The organism is Actinomadura sp. CNU-125 (assembly GCF_001942465.1).
Lineage (GTDB): Bacteria > Actinomycetota > Actinomycetes > Streptosporangiales > Streptosporangiaceae > Spirillospora.
In genome coordinates this window covers 1-20,348 of the sequence record NZ_MKJY01000366.1, presented here as the reverse complement: position 1 = coordinate 20,348, position 20,348 = coordinate 1, and the positions used below count along the sequence as shown (strand labels likewise).

At 72.4% G+C, this 20,348-nt stretch carries 19 protein-coding genes and 6 pseudogenes; 12 read left to right on the top strand and 13 right to left on the bottom strand.

The genetic code is table 11. The annotated features are described in order from the left end of the window. Window positions 1-37: 37 nt before the first annotated feature. Together BJF79_RS33530 and BJF79_RS33525 are read right to left on the bottom strand one after the other, a co-directional pair. Complete coding sequence (locus BJF79_RS33530; protein ID WP_262402924.1) at window positions 38-1,192, bottom strand: acyl-CoA dehydrogenase family protein; 1,155 nt, start codon at window positions 1,190-1,192, stop codon at window positions 38-40. Window positions 1,193-1,214: 22 nt separating this feature from the next. Next, window positions 1,215-2,342 (bottom strand): acyl-CoA dehydrogenase family protein, encoded by a 1,128-nt coding sequence (locus BJF79_RS33525; RefSeq protein WP_075903483.1) that lies wholly within the window; start codon window positions 2,340-2,342, stop codon window positions 1,215-1,217. A 333-nt stretch (window positions 2,343-2,675) separates the two neighbouring features. On the opposite strand from BJF79_RS33525, the gene BJF79_RS33520 reads away from it, so the two are divergent. Continuing rightward, window positions 2,676-3,077: an ArsR/SmtB family transcription factor gene (locus BJF79_RS33520; RefSeq protein WP_075903481.1), complete on the top strand. Its 402-nt coding sequence runs from the start codon at window positions 2,676-2,678 to the stop codon at window positions 3,075-3,077. A gap of 15 nt (window positions 3,078-3,092) precedes the next feature. Here the strand turns inward: BJF79_RS33520 and BJF79_RS33515 are convergent, their stop codons facing one another. The 3 genes from BJF79_RS33515 to BJF79_RS33505 form a co-directional block, all read right to left on the bottom strand. After that, entirely contained in the window at window positions 3,093-3,626 is a 534-nt protein-coding gene (locus BJF79_RS33515) for a hypothetical protein (protein ID WP_143220580.1), read from the bottom strand. Next, window positions 3,521-3,856: a hypothetical protein gene (locus tag BJF79_RS33510; RefSeq protein WP_075903477.1), complete on the bottom strand. Its 336-nt coding sequence runs from the start codon at window positions 3,854-3,856 to the stop codon at window positions 3,521-3,523. The genes BJF79_RS33515 and BJF79_RS33510 overlap by 106 nt, the downstream gene beginning before the upstream one ends. Window positions 3,857-4,049: 193 nt before the next feature. After that, complete coding sequence (locus BJF79_RS33505) at window positions 4,050-5,162, bottom strand: LacI family DNA-binding transcriptional regulator (RefSeq protein ID WP_075903475.1); 1,113 nt, start codon at window positions 5,160-5,162, stop codon at window positions 4,050-4,052. A 110-nt stretch (window positions 5,163-5,272) separates the two neighbouring features. Here BJF79_RS33505 and BJF79_RS54230 point away from each other — a divergent pair. The 3 genes and pseudogenes from BJF79_RS54230 to BJF79_RS67585 all read left to right on the top strand — a co-directional run. Then, window positions 5,273-5,614, top strand: a pseudogene (locus BJF79_RS54230) (LLM class flavin-dependent oxidoreductase); the annotation flags it as partial. Between the two features lie 71 nt (window positions 5,615-5,685). Continuing rightward, window positions 5,686-6,132: pseudogene (locus BJF79_RS67590) on the top strand (AMP-binding protein); the annotation flags it as partial. A 68-nt stretch (window positions 6,133-6,200) separates the two neighbouring features. After that, complete coding sequence (locus BJF79_RS67585; RefSeq protein WP_075903471.1) at window positions 6,201-6,701, top strand: AMP-binding enzyme; 501 nt, start codon at window positions 6,201-6,203, stop codon at window positions 6,699-6,701. A gap of 36 nt (window positions 6,702-6,737) precedes the next feature. Here BJF79_RS67585 and BJF79_RS62790 read toward each other — a convergent pair whose 3' ends face one another. Continuing rightward, on the bottom strand, window positions 6,738-7,073 hold the full coding sequence (locus BJF79_RS62790; RefSeq protein WP_262402923.1) for an amidohydrolase family protein: 336 nt from the start codon (window positions 7,071-7,073) through the stop codon (window positions 6,738-6,740). Further along, window positions 7,062-7,380: pseudogene (locus BJF79_RS67580) on the bottom strand (hypothetical protein); the annotation flags it as partial. The gene BJF79_RS62790 and the pseudogene BJF79_RS67580, both read right to left, overlap by 12 nt. Before the next feature lie 646 nt (window positions 7,381-8,026). Between BJF79_RS67580 and BJF79_RS33485 the strand changes: the two are divergent. Next, the gene (locus BJF79_RS33485; protein WP_075903469.1) at window positions 8,027-8,437 is read left to right on the top strand and encodes a Zn-ribbon domain-containing OB-fold protein; all 411 of its coding nucleotides are present in this window, start codon (window positions 8,027-8,029) and stop codon (window positions 8,435-8,437) included. After that, a complete protein-coding gene (locus tag BJF79_RS33480) occupies window positions 8,427-9,635 on the top strand; it encodes a thiolase family protein (RefSeq protein WP_075903467.1) in 1,209 nt (402 codons plus the stop codon). The genes BJF79_RS33485 and BJF79_RS33480 overlap by 11 nt, the downstream gene beginning before the upstream one ends. Window positions 9,636-9,739: 104 nt before the next feature. On the opposite strand, the gene BJF79_RS33475 is transcribed toward BJF79_RS33480, so the two are convergent. After that, window positions 9,740-10,543, bottom strand: coding sequence for a hotdog domain-containing protein (locus tag BJF79_RS33475; RefSeq protein ID WP_075903465.1), 804 nt, complete (start codon window positions 10,541-10,543; stop codon window positions 9,740-9,742). 381 nt (window positions 10,544-10,924) lie between these two features. Here BJF79_RS33475 and BJF79_RS33470 point away from each other — a divergent pair, with 381 nt between their 5' ends. Then, window positions 10,925-11,104, top strand: coding sequence for a hypothetical protein (locus BJF79_RS33470; RefSeq protein WP_075903463.1), 180 nt, complete (start codon window positions 10,925-10,927; stop codon window positions 11,102-11,104). A gap of 102 nt (window positions 11,105-11,206) precedes the next feature. Here the strand turns inward: BJF79_RS33470 and BJF79_RS33465 are convergent, their stop codons facing one another. Continuing rightward, window positions 11,207-12,136, bottom strand: a complete 930-nt coding sequence (locus BJF79_RS33465) for an LLM class flavin-dependent oxidoreductase (RefSeq protein WP_075903461.1) — start codon at window positions 12,134-12,136, stop codon at window positions 11,207-11,209. Between the two features lie 190 nt (window positions 12,137-12,326). Beyond that, a pseudogene (locus tag BJF79_RS33460) lies at window positions 12,327-12,644 on the bottom strand (peroxiredoxin); the annotation flags it as partial. Between the two features lie 3 nt (window positions 12,645-12,647). On the opposite strand from BJF79_RS33460, the pseudogene BJF79_RS56165 reads away from it, so the two are divergent. Together BJF79_RS56165 and BJF79_RS56160 are read left to right on the top strand one after the other, a co-directional pair. Next, window positions 12,648-13,364 (top strand): annotated as a pseudogene (locus BJF79_RS56165) (TetR/AcrR family transcriptional regulator); the annotation flags it as partial. Between the two features lie 186 nt (window positions 13,365-13,550). After that, a complete protein-coding gene (locus tag BJF79_RS56160) occupies window positions 13,551-14,951 on the top strand; it encodes a GntP family permease (RefSeq protein ID WP_075903535.1) in 1,401 nt (466 codons plus the stop codon). 9 nt (window positions 14,952-14,960) lie between these two features. On the opposite strand, the gene BJF79_RS33440 is transcribed toward BJF79_RS56160, so the two are convergent. Then, window positions 14,961-15,668, bottom strand: a complete 708-nt coding sequence (locus BJF79_RS33440; protein ID WP_075903533.1) for a FadR/GntR family transcriptional regulator — start codon at window positions 15,666-15,668, stop codon at window positions 14,961-14,963. A gap of 199 nt (window positions 15,669-15,867) precedes the next feature. Here BJF79_RS33440 and BJF79_RS33435 point away from each other — a divergent pair, with 199 nt between their 5' ends. Both BJF79_RS33435 and BJF79_RS33430 read left to right on the top strand, forming a co-directional pair. After that, entirely contained in the window at window positions 15,868-16,536 is a 669-nt protein-coding gene (locus tag BJF79_RS33435; protein ID WP_075903459.1) for an isochorismatase family protein, read from the top strand. Between the two features lie 12 nt (window positions 16,537-16,548). Continuing rightward, window positions 16,549-17,367 carry an NAD(P)-binding domain-containing protein gene (locus BJF79_RS33430; protein WP_075903457.1) on the top strand — a complete coding sequence of 273 codons (819 nt, stop codon included), beginning with the start codon at window positions 16,549-16,551 and terminating at the stop codon, window positions 17,365-17,367. Here the strand turns inward: BJF79_RS33430 and BJF79_RS62780 are convergent. Next, the gene (locus BJF79_RS62780) at window positions 17,335-18,105 is read right to left on the bottom strand and encodes an FAD-binding protein (protein WP_262402921.1); all 771 of its coding nucleotides are present in this window, start codon (window positions 18,103-18,105) and stop codon (window positions 17,335-17,337) included. The two genes, BJF79_RS33430 and BJF79_RS62780, sit on opposite strands and share 33 nt — an antisense overlap. 112 nt (window positions 18,106-18,217) lie before the next feature. Next, window positions 18,218-18,784 (bottom strand): annotated as a pseudogene (locus BJF79_RS67575) (FAD-dependent oxidoreductase); the annotation flags it as partial. A gap of 130 nt (window positions 18,785-18,914) precedes the next feature. Between BJF79_RS67575 and BJF79_RS33420 the strand changes: the two are divergent. Then, window positions 18,915-20,156 (top strand): DUF4437 domain-containing protein, encoded by a 1,242-nt coding sequence (locus BJF79_RS33420; RefSeq protein WP_075903455.1) that lies wholly within the window; start codon window positions 18,915-18,917, stop codon window positions 20,154-20,156. Window positions 20,157-20,348: the final 192 nt, after the last annotated feature.

Sequence of the window (20,348 nt, the reverse complement as noted above, 5' to 3'; positions counted from 1 at the left end):
GCGGCCTCGCGGGGCATCCCCAGCAGCCGCTCGCTGATCACGTTCCGCGACATCTCGGTGCTACCGCCGCCGAGGCTCGCGCTCTGCCGCATGAGGTAGCCGATGGCAGTCCGGCCGCCCATGCCCTCCTCGGCCCCGGTGCCCGTGGCGGCGTTCGACCCGGTGATGCGCAGCGCCAGGTCCTCGCCGCGCTGGACGGCCTCGGCGTGCAGGAGCCGCGGCATCGACGCGCCGCCGGGGGCAGCGCGCCCGACCCGATCGCGCGCGACACCCGGTCGGCGGTCTGCTCGGCCACCCTGTTCAGGGTCAGATGCTCGCCGAGCATCTCGCGGACCCGCGGGTCGTCCGCCCGCCCGGACGCCCGGACGGCGTTCGGCGGGGTCACGCGCGGCATCGTCCGGGGCTCGCCGCGGCCGCTCACGAACGGCGAGCCGCCGCCCAGGGCGTTGCGCTCGTGGAAAAGCTGGCGGGACGCGACGGTCCAGCCGTCGCCGACCTCCCCGACGACCGCCGACGCGGGCAGGACCACGTCGTCGAAGAACTCCTCGCAGAACTCCCGGTTCCCGTTGATCATGCGGATGCGGTTCATCGTCACGCCCGGCGCCTTCGTCGGGACCAGGAACATCGTGAGCCCGCGGTGCTTGGAGACGTCCCAGTCGGTGCGGGCCAGGCACAGCCCCCAGTCGGCCGCGTAGGCGGAGGTGCTCCAGGTCTTCGCGCCGTTCAGCACCCAGCCGTCGCCGTCGCGGTCCGCGCGGGTGATGAGGCCCGCGAGGTCCGAGCCGCCGCTCGGCTCGGACAGGAACTGGCAGAGGATCTCGTCGCCGCGGATCGCCGCCCCGATCCGGTCGCGCTTCTGCTCCTCGTCGGCCGTGTCGAGCAGCGTCGCGGCGCAGATCGCGAACGTCGGGACGTTCAGCATCAGCGGCATCTCGTACGGGTCGCTCTCCTCGGTGAACGCCTGCTGGTGGGCGATCGTCAGGCCGAGGCCGCCGTACTCGCGGGGGAAGCAGATGCCCGCGAAACCGCCCGCGTACAACATGCGCTGGAGCTCGCGGGCGCGCTCCCATTCGTGGGTGTCGTCCTCGACCAGCGGCGGCGGGGCGTCGTCGCGGGGCGGCATATTGTCCGCCAGCCACACCCGGGCCCGGCTGCGGAACGACTCCACACTCTCCGTCGTGCTGTCGGTCATCGCGGATCCATCCTTCGGCGGGTCAGAGGGAGGACAGGTCGGCGAGGCGGAGGCGGTGGTCCGCCGGAGTCCCGTACAACGCCTGGTCGAGGATCGCGCGGCGCAGGAACAGGTGGAGGTCGTGCTCCCAGGTCACGCCGATGCCGCCGTGCAGCTGCACGCAGTCCTGCAGGATGGTCAGCGACCGCTCCCCGACGAACGACTTGGCCACGCTGACCAGCTCGGCGGCGTCCGCCGACTCGTCCTGGACGGCCGCGGCCGCAGCCTGCGTCGTCGCGTGGCACGCCTCCAGCCACGTCCGCATATCGGCGAACCGGTGCTTGAGCGCCTGATAGGACGCCAGCGGACGGCCGAACGAGTACCGGTCGAAGGCCCACTGCGTCGTCATCGCGAACGCCCGGTCCAGGACGGCGCACACCTCCGCGCACTGGACGATGACGGCGATCTGGAGCTGCCGCTCGACGATCTCGTCCGCTCCCGGTGCGCCCACGAGGGCGTCGGCGTCCACCCTCACCCCCTCGAAGCGGACCTCGCCGAACGAGCGCGACAGGTCGACCGTCCACTGCTCGGAGATCGTCACCCCGGGCGTGGACGCGGGCACGAGGAACTGCGCGACGCCGTCCGGTGCCTTCGCCGTGACAAGCAGAAGATCGGCCTGCCGCGCGTCCTCGACACGGTCCTTGACGCCGTCGAGGACGTAGCCGCGGTCCGCGGGCGCGGCCGTCAGCCGGGGGTCCGACGGCGTCCACTCGCGGCCGGGCTCGTACACCGCCCACGTCGCGATGCTCTCCCCCGCCACGAGCGCCTCGATCCGCGCGGTGTGGTCGGGGCCGTTCCCGTGCGCCGCGACGAGACCGGCGAGGACGACGTTGACGGGCAGCAGCGGGCCGGGCGCCACTCCCGCGCCCAGCTCCTCGGCGAGCACGGCGAGATCGCGCACGCCCTCGCCCGACACGCTTCCGCCGCCCAGCTCCTCGGGGACGACGGCGGCGGCCCAGCCCAGTTCCGCGCCCTTGCGCCACCAGTCCCGGGACCATCGGGGCTCGCCGGCCTCCATGCCGCGGATGCGGTCGAGGGAGTACTCCTGCTCCAGCAGCCCCCTCGCCGACTCCTGCAAGAGCTTCTGATCCGGCGAGAGCGCCAGCTCCATCGGGACTCCCCTTCACTCCGTCACGAGAACGCCGACCGGCGCCGTCCAGGCCGCGCCCGTGCGGCCCGCGGCCCGCCCGTCACCGCCCGGGACAGGGCTCACTGAACACGAAAACTAAACAGTTGTCAATGTATCTAACTATATGTCCGACCAGGGTCGTGTCGTCCTGGGCTTCCCGTCGAGAGGCGCGCCCGTGCACCGGGGCGGCCGCCCCTGACCGGCGCCCTGTGCGTCGTCTCACACCGTAACGAAAATGTTTCACATCCTTGGTTCGGCTAGATTCATAGTTGCCGAATACTGAAATAGTGACCGACGGAAAGAGGAGGAGGCGTCATGTCCCGCGAGCCCGTCGCAGCGACGGAGGTCTTCAAGGCACTGGGCGACCCGATCCGGTGGAGCATCGTCCAGCAGATCGCCCGGGAGGACGAGTTCGCCTGCAGCCTCCTTGAGGACATGCTGCCCGTCTCCAAGCCGACCATCTCCTACCACACCAAGATCCTCTCCCAGGCGGGGCTGATCGAGGTGCACAAGCGCGGCCGCAACTACTTCTACTCCCTCCGCAAGGACGTGGTGCGCGAGGTGATGGGCGAACTGTGGGAGCTCGCTCCCGGCGCGGACCCGATCCCGGACGAGCAGAACCGCGCCGACCGCGACCGTTCCGCCCCGCGGGCGAAGAAGCCCCGGGCCGCCGCGTCCGCACCGGGTGAGGGCGACGCCGCGATCCTGACCTGGTAGCGGTCACCGAGCGCGTCAACACGGCAGGAGCTCGCCCGGCAGGCGGCCGGCGCGGTTCGTCCGCACCGCCGAGAGAAGGCCCCGGACGGCCTGGCCGCCGCTCAGCAGGACCTGGCCCGTGGTCTCCTCGACGCACAGTTCGCCGTGCCCGCCGTTCGCGTCGTGCCCGCGGGCCGTGTCGTGCGTGGCGCACCACCGGCGCACCGCCATCTCGGGCCTCGATCCGACCTGGACGGTGCTCGTCTCCGGCGGCACCGACGACCGGACGCCGCGCCGGGCGTGCGCCGCCGCCCACACGGCCGTCCCCACGAACTCCCAGTGCCGGGGGTGCAGCGCCAGCACCACCCTGGAGCAGCCGACCTCGTCGACCCGGAAGACCGACGGCCACACCTCGTCGGCGGCGCGGTCGAGGGCGGGCGCGAGCCGCGCCGGGGCCCGGTCGCTCAACGCCCGCAGGCGGCGGTAGCGGGCGGCGCTGCGGCCTTCGGCGGGCAGCGTCGCGTAGCCGACGCCCACCACCCGTCCCGCGTCCACCGCGAGTTCGTGCACGCGGCACTGCGTCCGCACCTCGACGCCCGCGTCCAGCGCCGCGACCGCAGTTCGGCCCGCAGGTCGTCGCGGGACCGGGCGGCGCGCGAGCTGAACGGGCGATGCCCCGTCCGGACGTTGCGGTCGAGGGCGAGCACCCGCGCGCCCGTCCCCGCCGTCACCAGCGCGGCGGCGGCCCCGAGCACTCCGAATCCGATGATCACGACGTCGACATGGCTGTTCAGCGACATGGGCCAGCCTCCTCGCCAGCGCGTCCCCGGAACGGGGGGTCCGGGTGGGGATGATCCTTCGTCGACGCCGCCACCATATGAACCTTCCGTGACACGTGTCAACGGACGATCGGGCGGGCGCTCACGAGCCTGGACGAGCCGGACGCCGTCCACGCGGCCCGCCCGGCGGCGGGCCCCGGTTCGCCTCCGGGCCTTATGTGGTCTCGCCGAGCAGGAGGAAGAACGCCTCGTCGAGCGGGGCCGCGTCGCCGGCGGACGACCGGCCGCCGTAGGCCGAGGCGAGCGCCGCCCGGAACGGGCGCACCGAGTCGGCGACGTCGCTGGCCACGGTCGTCAGCCGGGGCGACACGACCTGCCCGATGTCGGCCCCCTCCACGCCGACCACCGCGACGTCCGCGGGCACCGCCAGGCCGAGGCTCTTGGCGGCGAACACCAGCGCGAGCGCGACCTTGTCGTTGTAGCAGGCGATGCCCACCGGCCACCCGCGCGCCTGCACCAGTTCCCGGAGGACCCGCTGCGCGCCGTCGGGCTCGATGGGCACGTGGACGCGGGAGGGCGGGGCCAGCCCCTCGGACTCGCAGAACGCGGGCGACGCGGACGCCCGCCCCCGCCCGTACGGATCGTCGCGCGCGTCGGCCAGGAACGCGTACGCGATCTCGGTGCGACCGCGGGAGTGCAGGTGCCGGACCTGGAGCGTCCCGATCCAGCGGTTGACGTCGGAGGGCAGCCGCCGCGGCAGCACCGGGCAGCCGGCTTCCGTGATGGCCTCGCGATCGGCCAGGGACAACCCGCCCAGGTCGACGACCCCCGCCGGACGCATCGTCTCGACCATGTGCTGCAGCCGGTTCGACGCCGTCTCCCTGCCGCGGGCCACGTCGAAGTGCACCACCATGGTGAACCCGAGCTCCTCGATGTCGGCGGAGATGACCTCGATGACGTCCTGGAGCCGTATGAACGTCGCGTACGGCACGACCACGATGATGAAGTCGCTGCGTCCCATGACCAGGGCGCGCCCCGCCGCCGACCGGACGTAGCCGAGTTCGGCCGCGGCCCCGCGCACCCGCTCGACCGTGTCCTCGCTGAACCGCTCGACCTGGCCGTTGAGGACATGGCTCACCGTGGCGCGGGACACGCCGGCCAGCCGGGCGACGTCGATGCTGGTCGCCGGACGCGCACGCGGCGTGGAGGGGAGCCCGCCCGTCGGCTGCCTGGACACATCGTCTCCCGGTAGGTAGCTGGTCATGGAAAGCCGGTCCCGCGCGAGGCCGCGGCACGCGCGCCGTCCGGTCCCGTCGGCCTTCGACACTGCCCCAATCTACCCCCGTTCGACATATTTACGAGCTTTGAAATATCGACGGGTCGGTTGCGGATCAATTCAATATCGACGTCGGTGTCGACTCTGTTTACGATGCGCTCATGCCATCGCCTGGTCCCCTCCTCGGCTTGAGCCTTTCCGGCCTCCGGGACCATGGGGCGTCCGTCGCGTCCACCGCCCGGCGAGGCGAACGGCTGGGCTTCGATTCCGTCTGGTCGTCCGAGGCGTGGGGGCGGGACGCGTTCACTCCGCCGGCCTTCGTCGCCGCGGCGACCGACCGCCTCCGGCCGGGCACGGCGATCGCGCAGACGGCGGCGCGGACACCGGCCGCGACGCGGTTCATGCTCGGGCTCGGGGTCTCCGGGCCCCAGGTCGTCGAGGGGCGGCACGGGGTGCCGTACCGGCGTCCCGTCCAGATGACGCGCGAGTATCTGCGGGTGCTGCGCAGAGGGATGGCTCGAGTTCTCCGGCTCGTTCTTCTCCATTCCCTGCACATCGGGGGCATGGCCGCCGGCTGGTCGAGGAGTCCGCACGCAGGGCGGCGCTGTTCGAGGAGATGCACGGCCCCGGGCGGCCGCCGCACATCGGCGTCCTACTGGACAACGTGCCCGACCACCTGCTCTGGCTCGGTGCCGCGGCGCTGTCGGGGGCCGTCGTCGTCGGCGTCGACTCGACCTACCGCGGCGACCGGCTCGCGCAGCTCGTGCGGCACACCGACTGCCAGGTCCTGGTCACCTCGTCCGGTCACCTGCCGCTGCTGGACGGCGCGGACACCGGCGTCTCCCGTGAGCGGATCCTGGTCGTCGACGGGCCCGGGTACGCCGCACGGCCGGCGGCGTCCTCGCCAGAGCCGCCCGCGCGGCGGCCCCGGGAGGACGATCTCTTCCTGCTGATCTTCACTTCCGGTTCCACCGGCCTGCCCAAAGCGGTGCGCTGCACCCAGGGACGGTTCGCGCGCACCGGCGCGCACGTCGCCGCGATCGCGGGGCTCGGCGACGGCGACGCCGTGTACCCGGACACCGGCGAGGAGTGCCCGCCGGTGACGTTCGGCCCCGACGGCCGCTACTGGTCCGGGGACCTCGCCTACCGGGACGCCACGGGTGGCTGTACTTCGCCGGACGGTCCAACGAGCGGCTTCGCATCGACGGCGAGAACTTCGCCGCCGCGCCCGTCGAAGCGATCCTCGCGGGCCACCCCGACGTCCGCTCCGTCGCCGTCTACGCCGTCCCCGACGACCCGGTCGGCGACCGAGTCATGGCGGCCGTCGAACTGCGGGCCGGTGCGGAGTTCGATCCCCGCGGCTTCGACGCCTTCCTCACCGCGCAGGACGATCTCGGCACGAAGTGGCCGCCCTCGTTCGTCCTCGTGACCGAGGAGCTGCCGAAACTCTCGAGCATGAAGATCGACAAGACGCGGTTGAGGCGGGCGGCGTGGCACGGGCGGCGGGTGTTCTGGCGGCCGGCGAAGGGGGCGCCTCTCCGGCCCCTCGACGACGCCGACCGTGCCCGGCTCGCTCACCTGCTCCCCTGAGCGCGGCACCGGACGCCGCCGCGAGCGGCGGCCGACCTATCGGCGTGCGGTGAGGCCGAGGAGCTCCAGCGCGTTGTCGCGGGAGATGCGCCGCACCTGGTCTGCGGCCAAGCCCCGGAGGGTGTCGGTCACGAAGTCGGTGGGCCGGACGACGCCTTCGGCGTACGGCCAGTCGGAGCCGAGCAGAAGGCGGTCCACGCGTACCCGGCCCACGAGCCCGTCGATGTCGTCCTCCCAGAAGGGGGTGACCCAGAATCGAACTCTCCGCGCCTCCCGGCTCCCACATCCGGACGAGCGCGTCGTAGCCGTCGTTGCCCGCGTGGGTCGCGACGACGATTCCCGCCTCCTCGGCCAGACGCCAGAAGGGGTCATAGACGGGGTCGAACGGTGAACGGTAGCCGCCCGGCACGGGAACCGGCGCGTTCCTGACGTTCACCGCGACGGCTCCGGCGGCGATCACCGTGCGAAGTTCGGCGACGGCGGCCGCGGGATCCGGCAGCGGGACGTAAGGCACACCGTAGATGCGGTCTTCGTGCCGGAAACCCCAGTCTTCGGCGAGCCATCGGTTGAAACCGTGGAAAACCTTCGCGCACGCCTCCGGATCGTCCTTGAGCGCCTCCTCCATGCCGACGCCGAGGGTGGGGAACAGCAGTGCTCCGGCGACGCACTGCCGGTCCATGACCTCGATGCGGGCGTCCGGGTCGCGGTACTCCGGCCGGATCGGTTCGAGGTCGCCGAACGCCTCCCGGATGGTCTTGCGTTCGGGATCGCCCCGGTACCAGTCGTACAGCGAGCCGGGACGGGCCACCGGGGCGAACGTCGGATTCGCGATGTAATCGTCCAGCCTGCCGCCGACCGGCGGCCGGCGCCGGCCGCCGATCTCCGCCCAGCGGAAACCGCGGCTTCCGAGCGAGCGGTCCTGATGCCTGGTGAAGGCGTCTTCGGCCTCGTAGGTGTCGAAATCGAAGATCCACTCGTCCCGCATCACCCGACCATGAGAACGCGGCGGCCGAAAGCTGTCAATCTTGACATCGAAATCAAACCAGCTCGCACGCAGGCGGCGGGACGCGGGGAATACCTCTAGATCTTTCACCGTGCCGAGGTCTTCAACATCGAGGGGCGTCGCGGTAGTTTGACCCGTATGTCCGGAGGCCCGGCGGCCACCGGAGAAGTCCCGCCCCAGGTCGGCCCCATCATGCCGGTTTCGAGAACGCCGCCCGGTTTCCGAGGAGAGGCACTGCAAGCCGCCGCCGGGCGACTCCCGGCACGTCCCGGTTCACGCCCGCGGCACCGTCCGTCCCCGCGGGGCTCAAGGAGGTATCGGCATGGCAGAACAGGTTCCTCTGGTCGACTACCTGGTGCTGGGCGACAGCCCGCATCTGGTCGCCAACGAGTGCGCCGACTGCGGCGCGCGTTTCTTCGACCGCCGCAACGCGTGCGCGTCCTGCAGCGGAACCGCTTTCCGCAAGGCCGCGGTCGCGACCGCCGGACAGGTGCGCGCGTTCACGATCGTGTCGGTGGCCGCGCCCGGCGTCCCCGTCCCGTTCGTCGCCGCGACCATCGACTGCGAGGGGACGAGCGTGGCGGCCAACCTCGTGAACGTCCCCGCCGACCCCGACCATGTGACGCTCGGGATGAAAGTGCGGCTGACCACGCTCCCCGTCGGCACCGACAGCGCGGGCACCGAAGCGATCGGCTTCGGCTTCGAACCCCTGGAGACCACCGATGGCCGCTGACGACATCTGGATCCTCGGGATCCACATGACCAAGTTCGGCAAGCACAAGGACAAGGACACCATCGACCTGGCCGCCGAGGCCGCGATGGGCGCGCTCGCCGACGGCGGCGTCACCATGAAGCAGATGGGCGTGCTGGCCGCCGGGAACCTGATGAACGCCGGAGCCGGCATCGGCCAGCAACTACAGAAACAGATCGGCCAGACCGGCATCCCCGTCTACAACGTCGCCAACGCCTGCGCGACCGGCGCCACCGCCCTGCGCACCGCCATCATGGCGGTGAAAGCGGGCGAAGCCGACTACGGCCTCGCGGTCGGCGTCGAAAAACTCTCCGGCGCCGGGCTGCTCGGCCAACCCAAAACCGCGGGCGCCGCCGACGGCACCTGGACGCCCTCGGGCCGGGTCGGGTCGGTCACCGGCCTGGAAGGACGCGTCGGCACCGGCACCATGCCCGGCGTGTTCGCCCAGATCGGCCAGGAGTACGGCCACAAATACGGCGGGACGAGCTTCGAGCTGTTCGCCCGCATCAGCGAGAAGAACCACGCCCACTCCACGCTCAACCCGCTCGCCGCCTACCAGAAGCGCTACACCCTCGAAGAGATCATGAACGACGTCATGATCTCCTACCCCAACACCAGGCCGATGTGCTCGGCCAACTGCGACGGCGCCGCCGCGGCCGTCGTGGTGAGCGGCGCGGTGCTGAAAACGCTGACGGGCGAGCAGCGGCGCCGCGCCGTCAAGGTGTCGGCGTCCGTCCTGACCTCCGACCCCTGGCAGGAGGGCTGCCAGGTCCTGCCGGACGTCAACACCCTCACCCGCGACGCCGCCGTGCGGGCCTACGACCAGGCGGGCGTGAGCCCGTCCGACCTCGACCTGGTCGAACTCCACGACTGCTTCGCCACCGCCGAACTGGTCCACTACGACAACCTCATGCTCTGCCCGGAGGGCGGCGCCGTCGACTTCTTCGAATCCGGTGCCACCTGGCGCGACGGCACCACCCCGGTCAACGTCTCCGGCGGCCTGCAGTCCAAAGGACACCCGATCGCCGCGACCGGCATCGCCAACATCTGGGAGGTCTGCCGCCACCTGCGCGACGAAGCCGCCGACCGGCAGATCCAGGACGCGAAGGTCGGCTTGGCCCACGTCATCGGCCTCGGCTCGGCCTGCGGCGTCCACATCCTGGAACGCGCCGCCGCCTGAGGCGGACGCCCGGCCGGTCCCCCCTCACGGCGGCGGGGACCGGCAGGCGCCCCCGTGGACGGCCCCGACGACCCGCGCCAGGGGCGGATCGTGGTCGCCGCCGGTCAGGGGTCGGGACGGCACACCACGGTCACGTCGGCGACCACGGCGTCGTCCGCGCCCGCGTCGGTGAGCCGGACGTCCACGAACGCCCGGTCGCCGTGCACGGCGAGCACCTCGGCGGTCGCCGCCAGCGGCCCGGCCAGCGCCGGGCCGAAGTAGCGGATGTCGAGGTCGACCGCGACGAACGGGCCTCGCGGGGCCAGCGCCCACTCGGCCGCGAGTTCAGCCACGGTCGCCTGCGCGCCGCCCTGGACGGTGGCGCTCAGCCCGTTGACGATCGCCGGATTGCGCTCGACCAGGACCGTCCGCGCGTCCGCGTACCGCGGCCGGAACCAGGCGTCGAACGGTACCGACGGCGGCGGCCCGGTGGCGATGAACGGCTCGTTGGACACGACCTCGTGCCCGGACGGCCGGTTCAGGAACGTCGCCACGGACCGTGCGAACAGCGCCCCCTCGTGCCGCATCAGCACCTCCCCCACGAACAACCGGCGCCCCGCCTTCAGCGGGCGGCCCTCAAGTTCGACCCGTCCGCGCGCGGGGAGCGGCCCGAGCAGCCGGACGTTGAGATCGACCGTCGGCGCCACCGCGCCGGACGGGCGCAGCCCGGCGACCACGTCGGCCATCGCGGCCAGCGCGCCCAGGCGCGGCCGCTCGGCGCCCTCCGCCCACACCGCCGGGCCGAGCCGCGCGGTCGCGCGCGAGACGTCGCCGTCCGGGCGCAGCATGCGCAGCCCGAGCGAAGTGAGGAACGAATCGCCGCTCACACCGTCGCCGGTGGCGAGGCCGGGCGCGTTCAGGTCCACCATGGCGTCAGACCGCCCTTCGGGCCGCGATCGGGCGCCGCGGCCGCGCATGACGCGGTCGGCCCGTCGTCGTCCATGTCTTGCGCCATCACGCGTGACCGCCTTTCCAGGCTCACATATTTACAACGAAAACATGTATATGTTATTCGGTGAGGTACGGGCGACCGCAAGCCCGGAAGCGGAGCGGTGATCGGCCGTCCGCTCGGGCGTCGCGGGCGCGCAGGCCGACCGCCCGCGACACCCCGAACCCCTCGGCAGGGCTTCCTCGGCTTTCCGGCTCCGGGCCGACCCGGTGTCCGCGGCGGACGATTTCTTCACCGCCGTCGCCGCGGCGATGGCCGCGCACACCACGCTTTCCGAGCAACCGGGCGTTTTCTCGGACTGATGATCCGTTCGATCCATCCGGAGGCCGACGCCTCGACCGGGAACCAGGCCGTCATGGTCCGGCTGCCGGCCACGCAGAGCGCCATCTTCCAGGCGTCCGTCTCCTTCGAGGCGGGCGACCCGGAGTCGGTCAGCCGGTCCGTCCGGTGTTACGCGATCAGGGGACTGGCCGGGAACTGACCGGAGGAAACCCGCCCGCCCGCGGTGCAGGTGCAGGCGTGCGTGCGGTCCAGGCCGATGGCGCCCTTCTCGCGTCGCGTGTTCCCGACGGCGGCCGGTCGTTCACCGGGCCGTTCGTCCGGTGACGAGGTCCGAGGAGATGACGTCGGAGAAACGGCGGAGGGTCTCGACCGGTGCGAAGTCGGTGAACCAGATGTAGAAGCGGTCGACGCCTTCGGCGTGCAGCCGGGCGAAATGGGCGGCGAGTTCCGGTGCGGTGCCGATGACCAGGCCGTCGCCCATCGCCGTCCGGCCGAAGCGGCGCCGGGCGGTGGCGACGACGTCCGCCCGCTCGTCCTCACCGGGCACCAGGGCGACCATCGTCTGCATGGAGACGCGTGCGCCGCCCGTCTGCTCGCGGAGCGTTTTCATCCGGCCGATCTGGTGGACGGGGAGGTTCCACCAGTCGGCGTGGGCGCGGACGAGTTCGAGGGTGCGCCGCCCGGCGCCGCCGATCGTGATGGGGATCGCGCGGGTGGGCACGGGACGCTGGCGGGCGCCGGTCAGGGTGAAGTGCTCGCCTCGATGGTCGACGACGTCGCCCGCCCACAGCGCCCGCATGATCTCCAGCGACTCGGCGAGCCGCGCGACGCGGTCCCCCGGGGCGGTGGAGCCGATCCCGAACGTCTCGAACTCGGCCGGTGCCGAGCCCCAGCCTATGCCGAGTTCGAACCGGCCGCCGGAGGCGTGGTCGAGGGTGGCGACCTGGCGGGCCAGGACGGCCGGGTGGCGGAAGGCGTCGCACAGCACCAGGTGCCCGACGTGGAGCGTGCTCGTCCGGGCGAGGACCCACCCGGCGATCGTCATCGCGTCCCACATGTCGTGCTCGTCGGCGAGCGGCGGGACCAGATGGTCCATGAAGGCGATGCCCTCGAAACCGGCCCCTTCCGCGGCGAGCGCCCGCTCGACGATCGCGTCCACGGACATCCGCATCTGCGGGAGGAAAAGGTGAAAAACCGGCGTCGCGAGATCCACGGACAGACGGTAAGTCATAGTGTGTTCGATTGTCTAAGGGTGACCGCGGTCCGTTCCGGGGCACCAAGGTCCGCCCGTCACCCCGGGAGGCGGCCAGGGCCTTGTCCGCGTGGACGTTCATGTTGATTTCGCTGTGGATCGCTGCGAGAACGTTCCGGCCGGTGCCGATGACGTAGGTGGCCCGTTTGGGCGGCAGGCCGGGGATGCGCCGCGCGAGTCCGTAGGCGCGGGCGACGGTGCCTCCGGTGTCGGCGAGCAGGGGGTAGCCGAGCCGGTGCCGGTCGTCGAACTGCTTCTGCTTCTCGACGTCGTCTCCGCTGATGCCGAGGATCGTCGCGCCGTGCTCGGCGAACTCGGCGACGATGTCGCGGAAGTGGCATGCCTCGCGGGTGCAGCCGGGGCTGAGCGCGGCCGGGTAGAAGAACAGGACGACCGGCCCGGTGTCCAGCAGGCCGCTCAGCCGCACGGGCCGTCCGTCCTGGTCCTGCAGTTCGAAGTCGGGGGCTCGGTCGCCGGTTCGCAGCATCGGATGTTCTCCCGGTTCGGTCGTGGACGGGTGCGGCGGCGGCCTCGCGCCCGCCACCGGGCGATCGCCGCGGCCCTGCTCGGCGCGGATGGCATAGTCGTTCTTTTGCGCCGCCCGGCCGGGCCGGACGATTTGACGTACCATCACGGTACATTAATTCTCGGGGATGGTGAAGTGAGTTCAGCAGGACGTCCGCGCGGGCGCCGACGGGACCCGTCGATCGACGCGCGGGTGCTCCGGGCGGCGGTGGCGGAACTGGCCGAACGGGGCATCGCCGGGTTCTCCACCAACAGCGTGGCCGCGCGGGCCGGGGTCGACAAGCGGGGCATCTACGCCCGCTGGCCCGACCGCGACCGGCTCGTCGTCGACGCGCTGGGCACCCTGGCCGCCGGGCTGACCGTGCCCGGGACGGGCGCGCTGCGCACCGACCTGCTCGCGATCCTGCCCGCGGTGGCCGCGGTGTTCACCGGCCCGCGACTGGAGATCCTGCAGCGGTGCGTCCAGGAGGCGCGGAACCACCCCGCCGTCTACGCGGGGTTCCGCCGCGACTTCATCGACCACTGCATGGCGGTCGTGGAGGACGTGTTCCGCTCCGCCCGGCACCGCGGCGAGATCCCCGGCACCGTCGACGCCGAACTCGCGAGCGAATCGTTCCTGGGCGTGATCCTCACCCGGGTCAGCTTCTCCGGCGAGGCGTCCATCCTCGCCCCCGACCGGCAGGACGCCATCGTCGACTTCTTCGTCACCGCGCTCGGGTCCGGCGAGGCCGCGCCGTCCTGCGTCCGCGTCCGGGACCGCGGCACGCTCGCCACTTGGCGTCCGCAGCGGTCTTGTAAAGGTACTACCTTTGCGGCAAGGTGTCCGTACGCGCCCCAGCGCGGCCGGACGGAACGTATCGGAGTTGCCGTGGAAGCCATCGACCCCCAGTTCGGCACCGTCACTCTGCTGCTGATGGCGGCCGGAGCCGTGGCGGTGCTGCTGTTCCTGATCATGAAGGTGAAGCTGCACGCCTTCGTCTCCCTGGTCCTGGTGAGCGTGCTGACGGCCGTGGTCGTCGGGTTCTCGCCCGGCGACATCCCGGACGTCCTGATGTACGGGTTCGCCGACACCATCGGCTCCGTGGCCCTGCTGGTCGCGTTCGGCGTCATGCTCGGGCGGCTGCTGGAGGTGACCGGCGGCGCGCAGACGCTCGCGGACACGCTCATCGGCCGGTTCGGGGAGAAACGGGCGCCCATGGCACTGGGCGTCGCGTCCCTGCTGTTCGGGTTCCCGATCTTCTTCGACGCCGGGCTCGTCATCTTCGTCCCGATCGTCCTCACCGTCGCGCGGCGCTTCGGCGGCTCCCTGCTCTACTACGCGCTGCCCGCGGCGGGCGCGTTCGCCGCGATGCACGCGATCGTCCCGCCCCACCCCGGTCCGGTCGCCGCGGCGAACCTGATCGGCGCCAACGTCGGGCTCACGCTGCTCGTCGGCATCCCGATCGCGGTGGTGGCGTGGTACGTCGGCGTCCTGCTGGTCTCCCGTTTCCTCGGCGCGCGGGTCGACGTGTCGCTGCCGGACGTGATCTTCGGCGAGGTGGAGGACGGCAAGGGCGGTAAGGACGGCGAGGAGCCCGACTGGCGGGCGCCGTCCTTCGGCACGGTCCTCATGCTGCTGCTCATCCCGCTGGTGCTGATCTCGATCAACACGGTCCTCTCGACGCTGGTCGAGAGCGGGGTGCTCGACGAGGGCCAGGACTGGGTCGACTACCTGAGCCTGATCGGCATCACGCCGGTGGCCCTGATGATCACGGTCATCGTCGCGATCCTGGTGCTCGGCCGGCCCAACGCGTCGATGGCCACCGTCAGCCGGATCGTCGACCAGGCGCTCGGCCCGGTCTGCGCCATCATCCTGATCACCGGCGCGGGCGGCATGTTCGGCGGGGTGCTGGAGCTGAGCGGCATCGGCGACGCGCTGACCGAGAGCCTGTCCGATCTCGGCATCTCGCTGATCCTGCAGGCGTTCATCATCGCGACGCTGCTGCGCGTCGCGCAGGGCTCCGCGACCGTCGCGCTGACCACGACCGGCGGGCTGATCGCGAGCGCGGTCGCCGAAGCCGACCTGAGCGACTTCAAGCTGACCCTTCTCGTGGTCGTCATCGCGGCGGGCGCCACCGTGCTCTCGCACGTGAACGACTCGGGGTTCTGGCTGGTGAGCCGACTGTTCGGGATGGACGAGAAGACCACCCTGAAGACCTGGACCGTCCTGGAGACGACGCTCGGCCTGTCGGTGTTCGTGATCGCCTCGCTGCTGTGGCTGGTCGCCTGACCCGTGTCGTCAGCGGGCGGGGACGCCGTTCCCGCCCAGCCGGCCCATCTCGTCGGCGACCTCGACGCAGATCGCCGTCATCGCGGCCCCGGCCACCTCGGGCTCGCGTCCGGCGACGGCCTCGGCCACCACGAGATGGAGCCGGCGCGCCTCCGGCTTGGGCCGCACCGGCATCAGACGATGCAGCGTGCGGCCGCGCAGCACTTCCTCCACGACGTGGGCGAGGCCGACGAACATCACGTTTCCCGAGGCTTCGAGCAGCAGCCGGTGGAAGGCGATGTCGTGTTCGAGGAACGTGGTGAGGTCGCCCGCCTCGCCCGCCGACTCCATCGCCGCCCCGAGCTCGACCATCCGGTCCCGCTGCCGGTCGTCGGCGTACCGGGCGGCCAGCGCGGCGGCGGGCGGCTCGATCGCGGTGCGCAGCTGCGAGAGCTGGTGCAGGTACCTGCCCCGCTCCGGCCCGTCGAGCCGCCACCTGATCACGGCGCGGTCGTAGGAGTCCCACTCGTCCTCGGGGAGCACCGTGACGCCGGTCCGCCGGCGGCTGGCGACCAGCCGCTTCGACGCGAGCACCTGCACCGCTTCGCGGGCGACCGTCCGCGACACGCCGAACTCCTGCTGCACCCACTCCAAGTTGACGTTCGACCCGGGCTCCAGGGAGCCCGAGATGATCAACGGCCCGAGCTTGGCGAGGACCTGCTCGTGCAGAGTCGACATGTCCGCCAGCGTAGCCCGCGGGCGGAACGGGACCTCCCGCACACCCGGCCTCCACGCCGCGACGACGACTCTTGACCCGCGAAATCGGGCGGCTTACGCTCACCCGGAACGAAGATCGGATCCTGCTCCGAGGCGGGATCGGCGAGACTCGAAGGGCAGCCCATGGCGGGGCACACCGAGCACGCGGCGGTCCGGTCCGATGCCCGCTGAGCCGCGCGGCGCGCGGGCGGGCGCGCGTACGCCGGCCGCGGATCTCGCGGACGACTACGAGCGTGCGGGCTTCGGCGCGGACCTGGGGTTCGGCGAACGGCCCGCCCTCCTCGTGGTCGACCTCGTCCGCGCCTACCTCGATCCGGAGTGCCCGCTGTACGCAGGCGTCGAGCCAGTAGTCGGGCAGGTGGCGCGGCTCGTCGCGGACGCGCGCAGGCTCGGCCGCCCGGTCGTGTTCACCTACGTCTCGTACCGCTCCCCCGCCGACGGCGGCCTGTTCTACCGGAAGGTCCCGGCGCTGCGTTTCTTCGCGCAGGGCTCCCCGTTCGCCGAGCCCCCGCCGGAGCTCGTCCCGGAGCCGGGGGACGTGGTGGTGACCAAGCAGTATCCGAGCGCGTTCTTCGGCACCTCGCTCGCCTCCACGCTGACGTCCCTCGGCGCCGACGGCGTCGTGGTGACCGGGGTGAGCACGAGCGGGTGCGTGCGGGCCACGGCGCTGGACGCGCTGTGCCACGGCTTCCGGCCGACGGTCGTCACCGACGCCGTCGGAGACCGGGACGTGGCCCCGCACGAGGCCGCGCTGTTCGACCTCGGGGCCAAGTACGCCGACCTTCTCGACACCACGGGCGTCCTCCGTGCGTGGGCGGACGGCCGATGAGCGGAGGTTCTCGTGCGGTACGCGGTGATCGGATGCGGCAACGTGGGGATGGAGCTCGCCCGGCGGTGGGTCGCGCAGGGGCACTCGGTGGTCGGCACCACCACCTCCGCCGGACGGGTCGATGAGCTCCGCGAGGTCTGCTCGGACGTCGCCGTGCTGCGCGGATCGGACCGTGCGGCCGTCGCCGAGGCGACGCGCGGCGCGGACGCCGTGGTGCTGACGGTGAGCCCGCGGCCGTCGCGCTCGTTCGACGCCGCGCAGCGGGTCGGCGAGTACGCCGACACCCTGACGGGGAGCGCGCGGGCCGCCGTCGCCGTCCACCCCCGGGTCGTGTTCACAAGTTCCGGATCGGTGTACGGGGAGGGTTCCGGGACGGTGATCGACGAAGCCCATCCGCCGACGGACGACGCGGACGCGTCGCCGCGCGGCTTCGTCGCGGCGGAGGAGGCCGTGCTCGCCGCGCCGCGGGGCGCGGTGCTGCGCATCCCGGACGTGCACGGCCATCCCCGGGACATCGACTATCCGGCGCGGGTGCGGTTCGCGCACGAGGCGCTGGGCGGGACCGTCCCGTTCGCGGCCGACGCGCTGCTGTACCGGATCGACTACCGGGACGCGGCGGCGGCGCTCGACTTCGTGGTGAGCGAGGGGCTGACCGGGGCCTACAACGCGTTCCCGGACGCGGCGGTCCCGCGGACGAACGCCGAGGTGTTCGGCGAGCTCTGCGCGGCCGAGGGACTGCCGGAGCTGACGTTCCGCGGCGAGATCCGGACGCCGGTGGTGCCGGTGACGTCGGCGAAGCTACGCGCGGCGGGGTTCGCCTTCGCGCACTGAGGCGGACCCGGTTCCGGCCAGGGCGCGGCCGACCAGGCGTCCGAACGCGAGCGCGGGCGTGAGGCACATGCCCGAGCAGAACGCGTTGCCGTTGACGGCGGCGGACCCGATCACCTCGCCCACCGCGTACAGGCCGGGGACGACGGCGCCGTCGGCGCGGCGCACCCGGAGCCGGGCGTCGACGTCGATCCCGGCGAAGGTGATCAGCGTGACGGGGCGGTTCTCGACGGCGTAGAAGGGCGGCTCGGCGATCGGCGCGGGCAGGTGCCGGCGTCCGAACGCGGTGTCGGTCCCGGCGGCGACGGCGGCGTTGTACCGCTCGACCTCGGTGCGGAGACCGGCCGGGTCGATGCCGGCCGACCGCGCCAGTCCGGGCAGGTCGGACGCGCGGTGCAGGCCGCTGCGGACGCCGCAGCGGGCGTCCAGCTCGGCGGGGCTCCAGCCGTGGACCATGGGGCGCGACTCCCGCAGCGCCCGGGCGTCGAAGACCGTCCAGAAGGTCATCCGGTCGACGCCGGTCAGGACGCGTTCCTTGCGGTCGATGCTCGGTTCGTCCTCCGCGATCCAGCGCCGGCCGTGCCGGTCCACGTAGATCTCCCACGGCGGGCGCTCGGCCGCGACGAGCTGCGGACGGTTCGTCCAGTCGACGCGCGCGTCGCCGCCCTGCGGCGGCAGGCCGCCGAACGTCGGGATGTACCGGCCGCGGCCCTGCAGACCGGCCCCGATCCGGCGCGCCATGAGCAGCCCGTCGCCGGTCGAGGTCGGCGCCGTACGTCGTCAGGGGCGCCCCTTCGAGTTCGGCGAACAGGTCGGGGGCGTGGCCGAACCCGCCGGTGGCGAGCACGACGGCGGGCGCCGGGCGTCCGGGCCGTCCGGGCCGTCCGGGACGGTCACGCCGGTGACGGCCCCCGCGTCGGTGCGCAGCCCGGTGACGCGCGCGGCCGCACCGCACTTCGACCCGTCCGGCGCGGGTGTGGGGTTCGAGCAGGCGGCGCAGCGCCCGCAGGATCGCGGGGCCGCCCGGCGTCTCGGCGGCGTGGACGGTGCGGGGCGTGGTGTACGGCTCGTGCCCGTGCACGATGCGCGGGGTCGCCGGGTCGATCTCGTAGCCCGCGTCGAAGAGCCATTCCAGGACGGCGGGCTGCTCGGCGAGGGAGAGCCGGAGGAGGTCCTCGCGCGCGGTGCCCCGGCTGATCCGCCGGACGTCGGCGAGGTGCCGTCCGGGGTCGTCGGCGATGCCGCGTTCCCGCTGGGCGGAGAAGCCTCCGGCCGACAGGTGCCCGCCGGAGTACGGCAGCGTCCCGCCGATGTCCGCGGCCTTCTCCAGGACGAGCACGCGCGCGCCCGCCGCGGCCGCCTCGACGGCGCAGGCGAGCCCGCCCGGGCCGGCCCCGACGACGACCGCATCGAACGCCATGACGCTCCCTGTTCCGCTGACGGACACAGTGTTTCTTTCTCTGGGCGTACCGGTCAAGGTTCGGCCTTGCGGGCATATGCGAAACGATGTTTCCATTAGCGAAACAGCCGCCGGGAACGGAGACGAGCACGTGCGACCCCATGTCGAGCTGATCCAGGAAGACGACTACATCTGGCACGCCGCCGAGCTGGCGGGCGGCGAGGGCCGGGCGAGCGAGCGCAGGCTGTCGGTGGACGAGGAGGACGGCTCGTCCTCGCTGCGGATCGACTTCCACACCGGCTGGGGACGCGGGCCGGGCATCCACCACGCGAACACGGAGTACTACGTCCTCGAAGGGGCGATGACGTACGGCGGCCGCGCCATCGGCGCGGGCGGCTACGTGTACGCGCCCAAGGGCGTGCCCGCGGACGCCGTCACCTTCGCCGAGGGCACCCGGATCCTGCACTACCGCGAATACGGCGACGCGGGATTCGACCCCGTCGACGGCCTGGGAGCCCCCCGCTGGAAGGACGCCTACGAGGACGTCATCGTCGTCGACAGCGAGGGGATGCGGTGGGACGCGGTGCCCAAGGCGGGCCCGATGCCCGGGCTGTTCATCAAGTACCTGCACGTCGACCCCGTCAGCGGCTTCTACACGAGGCTGGTGCACGCGCAGGAGGGCTGGACCGACCACCGCCTCGCCCACCACCCCTGCTACGAGGAGGCGTACACCGTCCAGGGGCACATGGAGTACAACTTCGGAACCCTCGACCTCGGCACGTACTTCTTCCGCCCCGCCCGCGTGAAACACGGGCACTTCACCACACAGGAGGGCGGCGCGACCTGGCTGCTGCGGTCGGACGGCGAGCTCGTCAACTGGTACACCCGGAACGAATGGGTGCGCTGGGGCGGCCGGGCCGTCAACTACGGGCCCGGCGACGGCCGGATGCGCTGGTCCATGGCGTCCCACGACCTGGGCCGCGGGACGGACGGCCGCTCCGGGCGCGACCTGAAGGAACTGCAGGAATCGGTGCTGTACCAGCGGAGCCTGGGCGAGCCCGGCGAGGACTACGCGCAGCACGGGCACGGCCCCGACAAGAGCGTCCTCGCCATCGCCAAGGCCCTGGACGCCGCCCGCCTGCAGGCAGGCCACGGCGAGGACCACGACCACGACCACACCGACGGCCACGACCACGACACCGGCACCGTCGAGCCCGACTGGGGCGCGCCCGTCGAAACGCTCGAACACGCCGACGAGCGCGTCGACGCCCAGCGGCACAACTGGGGCGCGGGCCGCGCCTGGCGGGAGGGCGATCCCGTCCCGGCGCCCATCCTGTCGAGCCGTCCCGTGCGCAGCCGGACCACCGGCCGGTGGGACGGCGACGGCATGTGACGGGAAACCCCGCAGGCCGTCGCCGACGGCCTGCGGGGTCCCCCTCTCCCCCCGCGCTCAGCGGACGTACTCGACGGTGACCGCGTCGTCGACCGCGTCGCCGACGCCCCACAGCCAGACGCCCGACCACACGTCGCCGAGCACCGTGCGCAGGAACATGGCGCTCCACCGCGCGGACGCCGCGACGCTCGT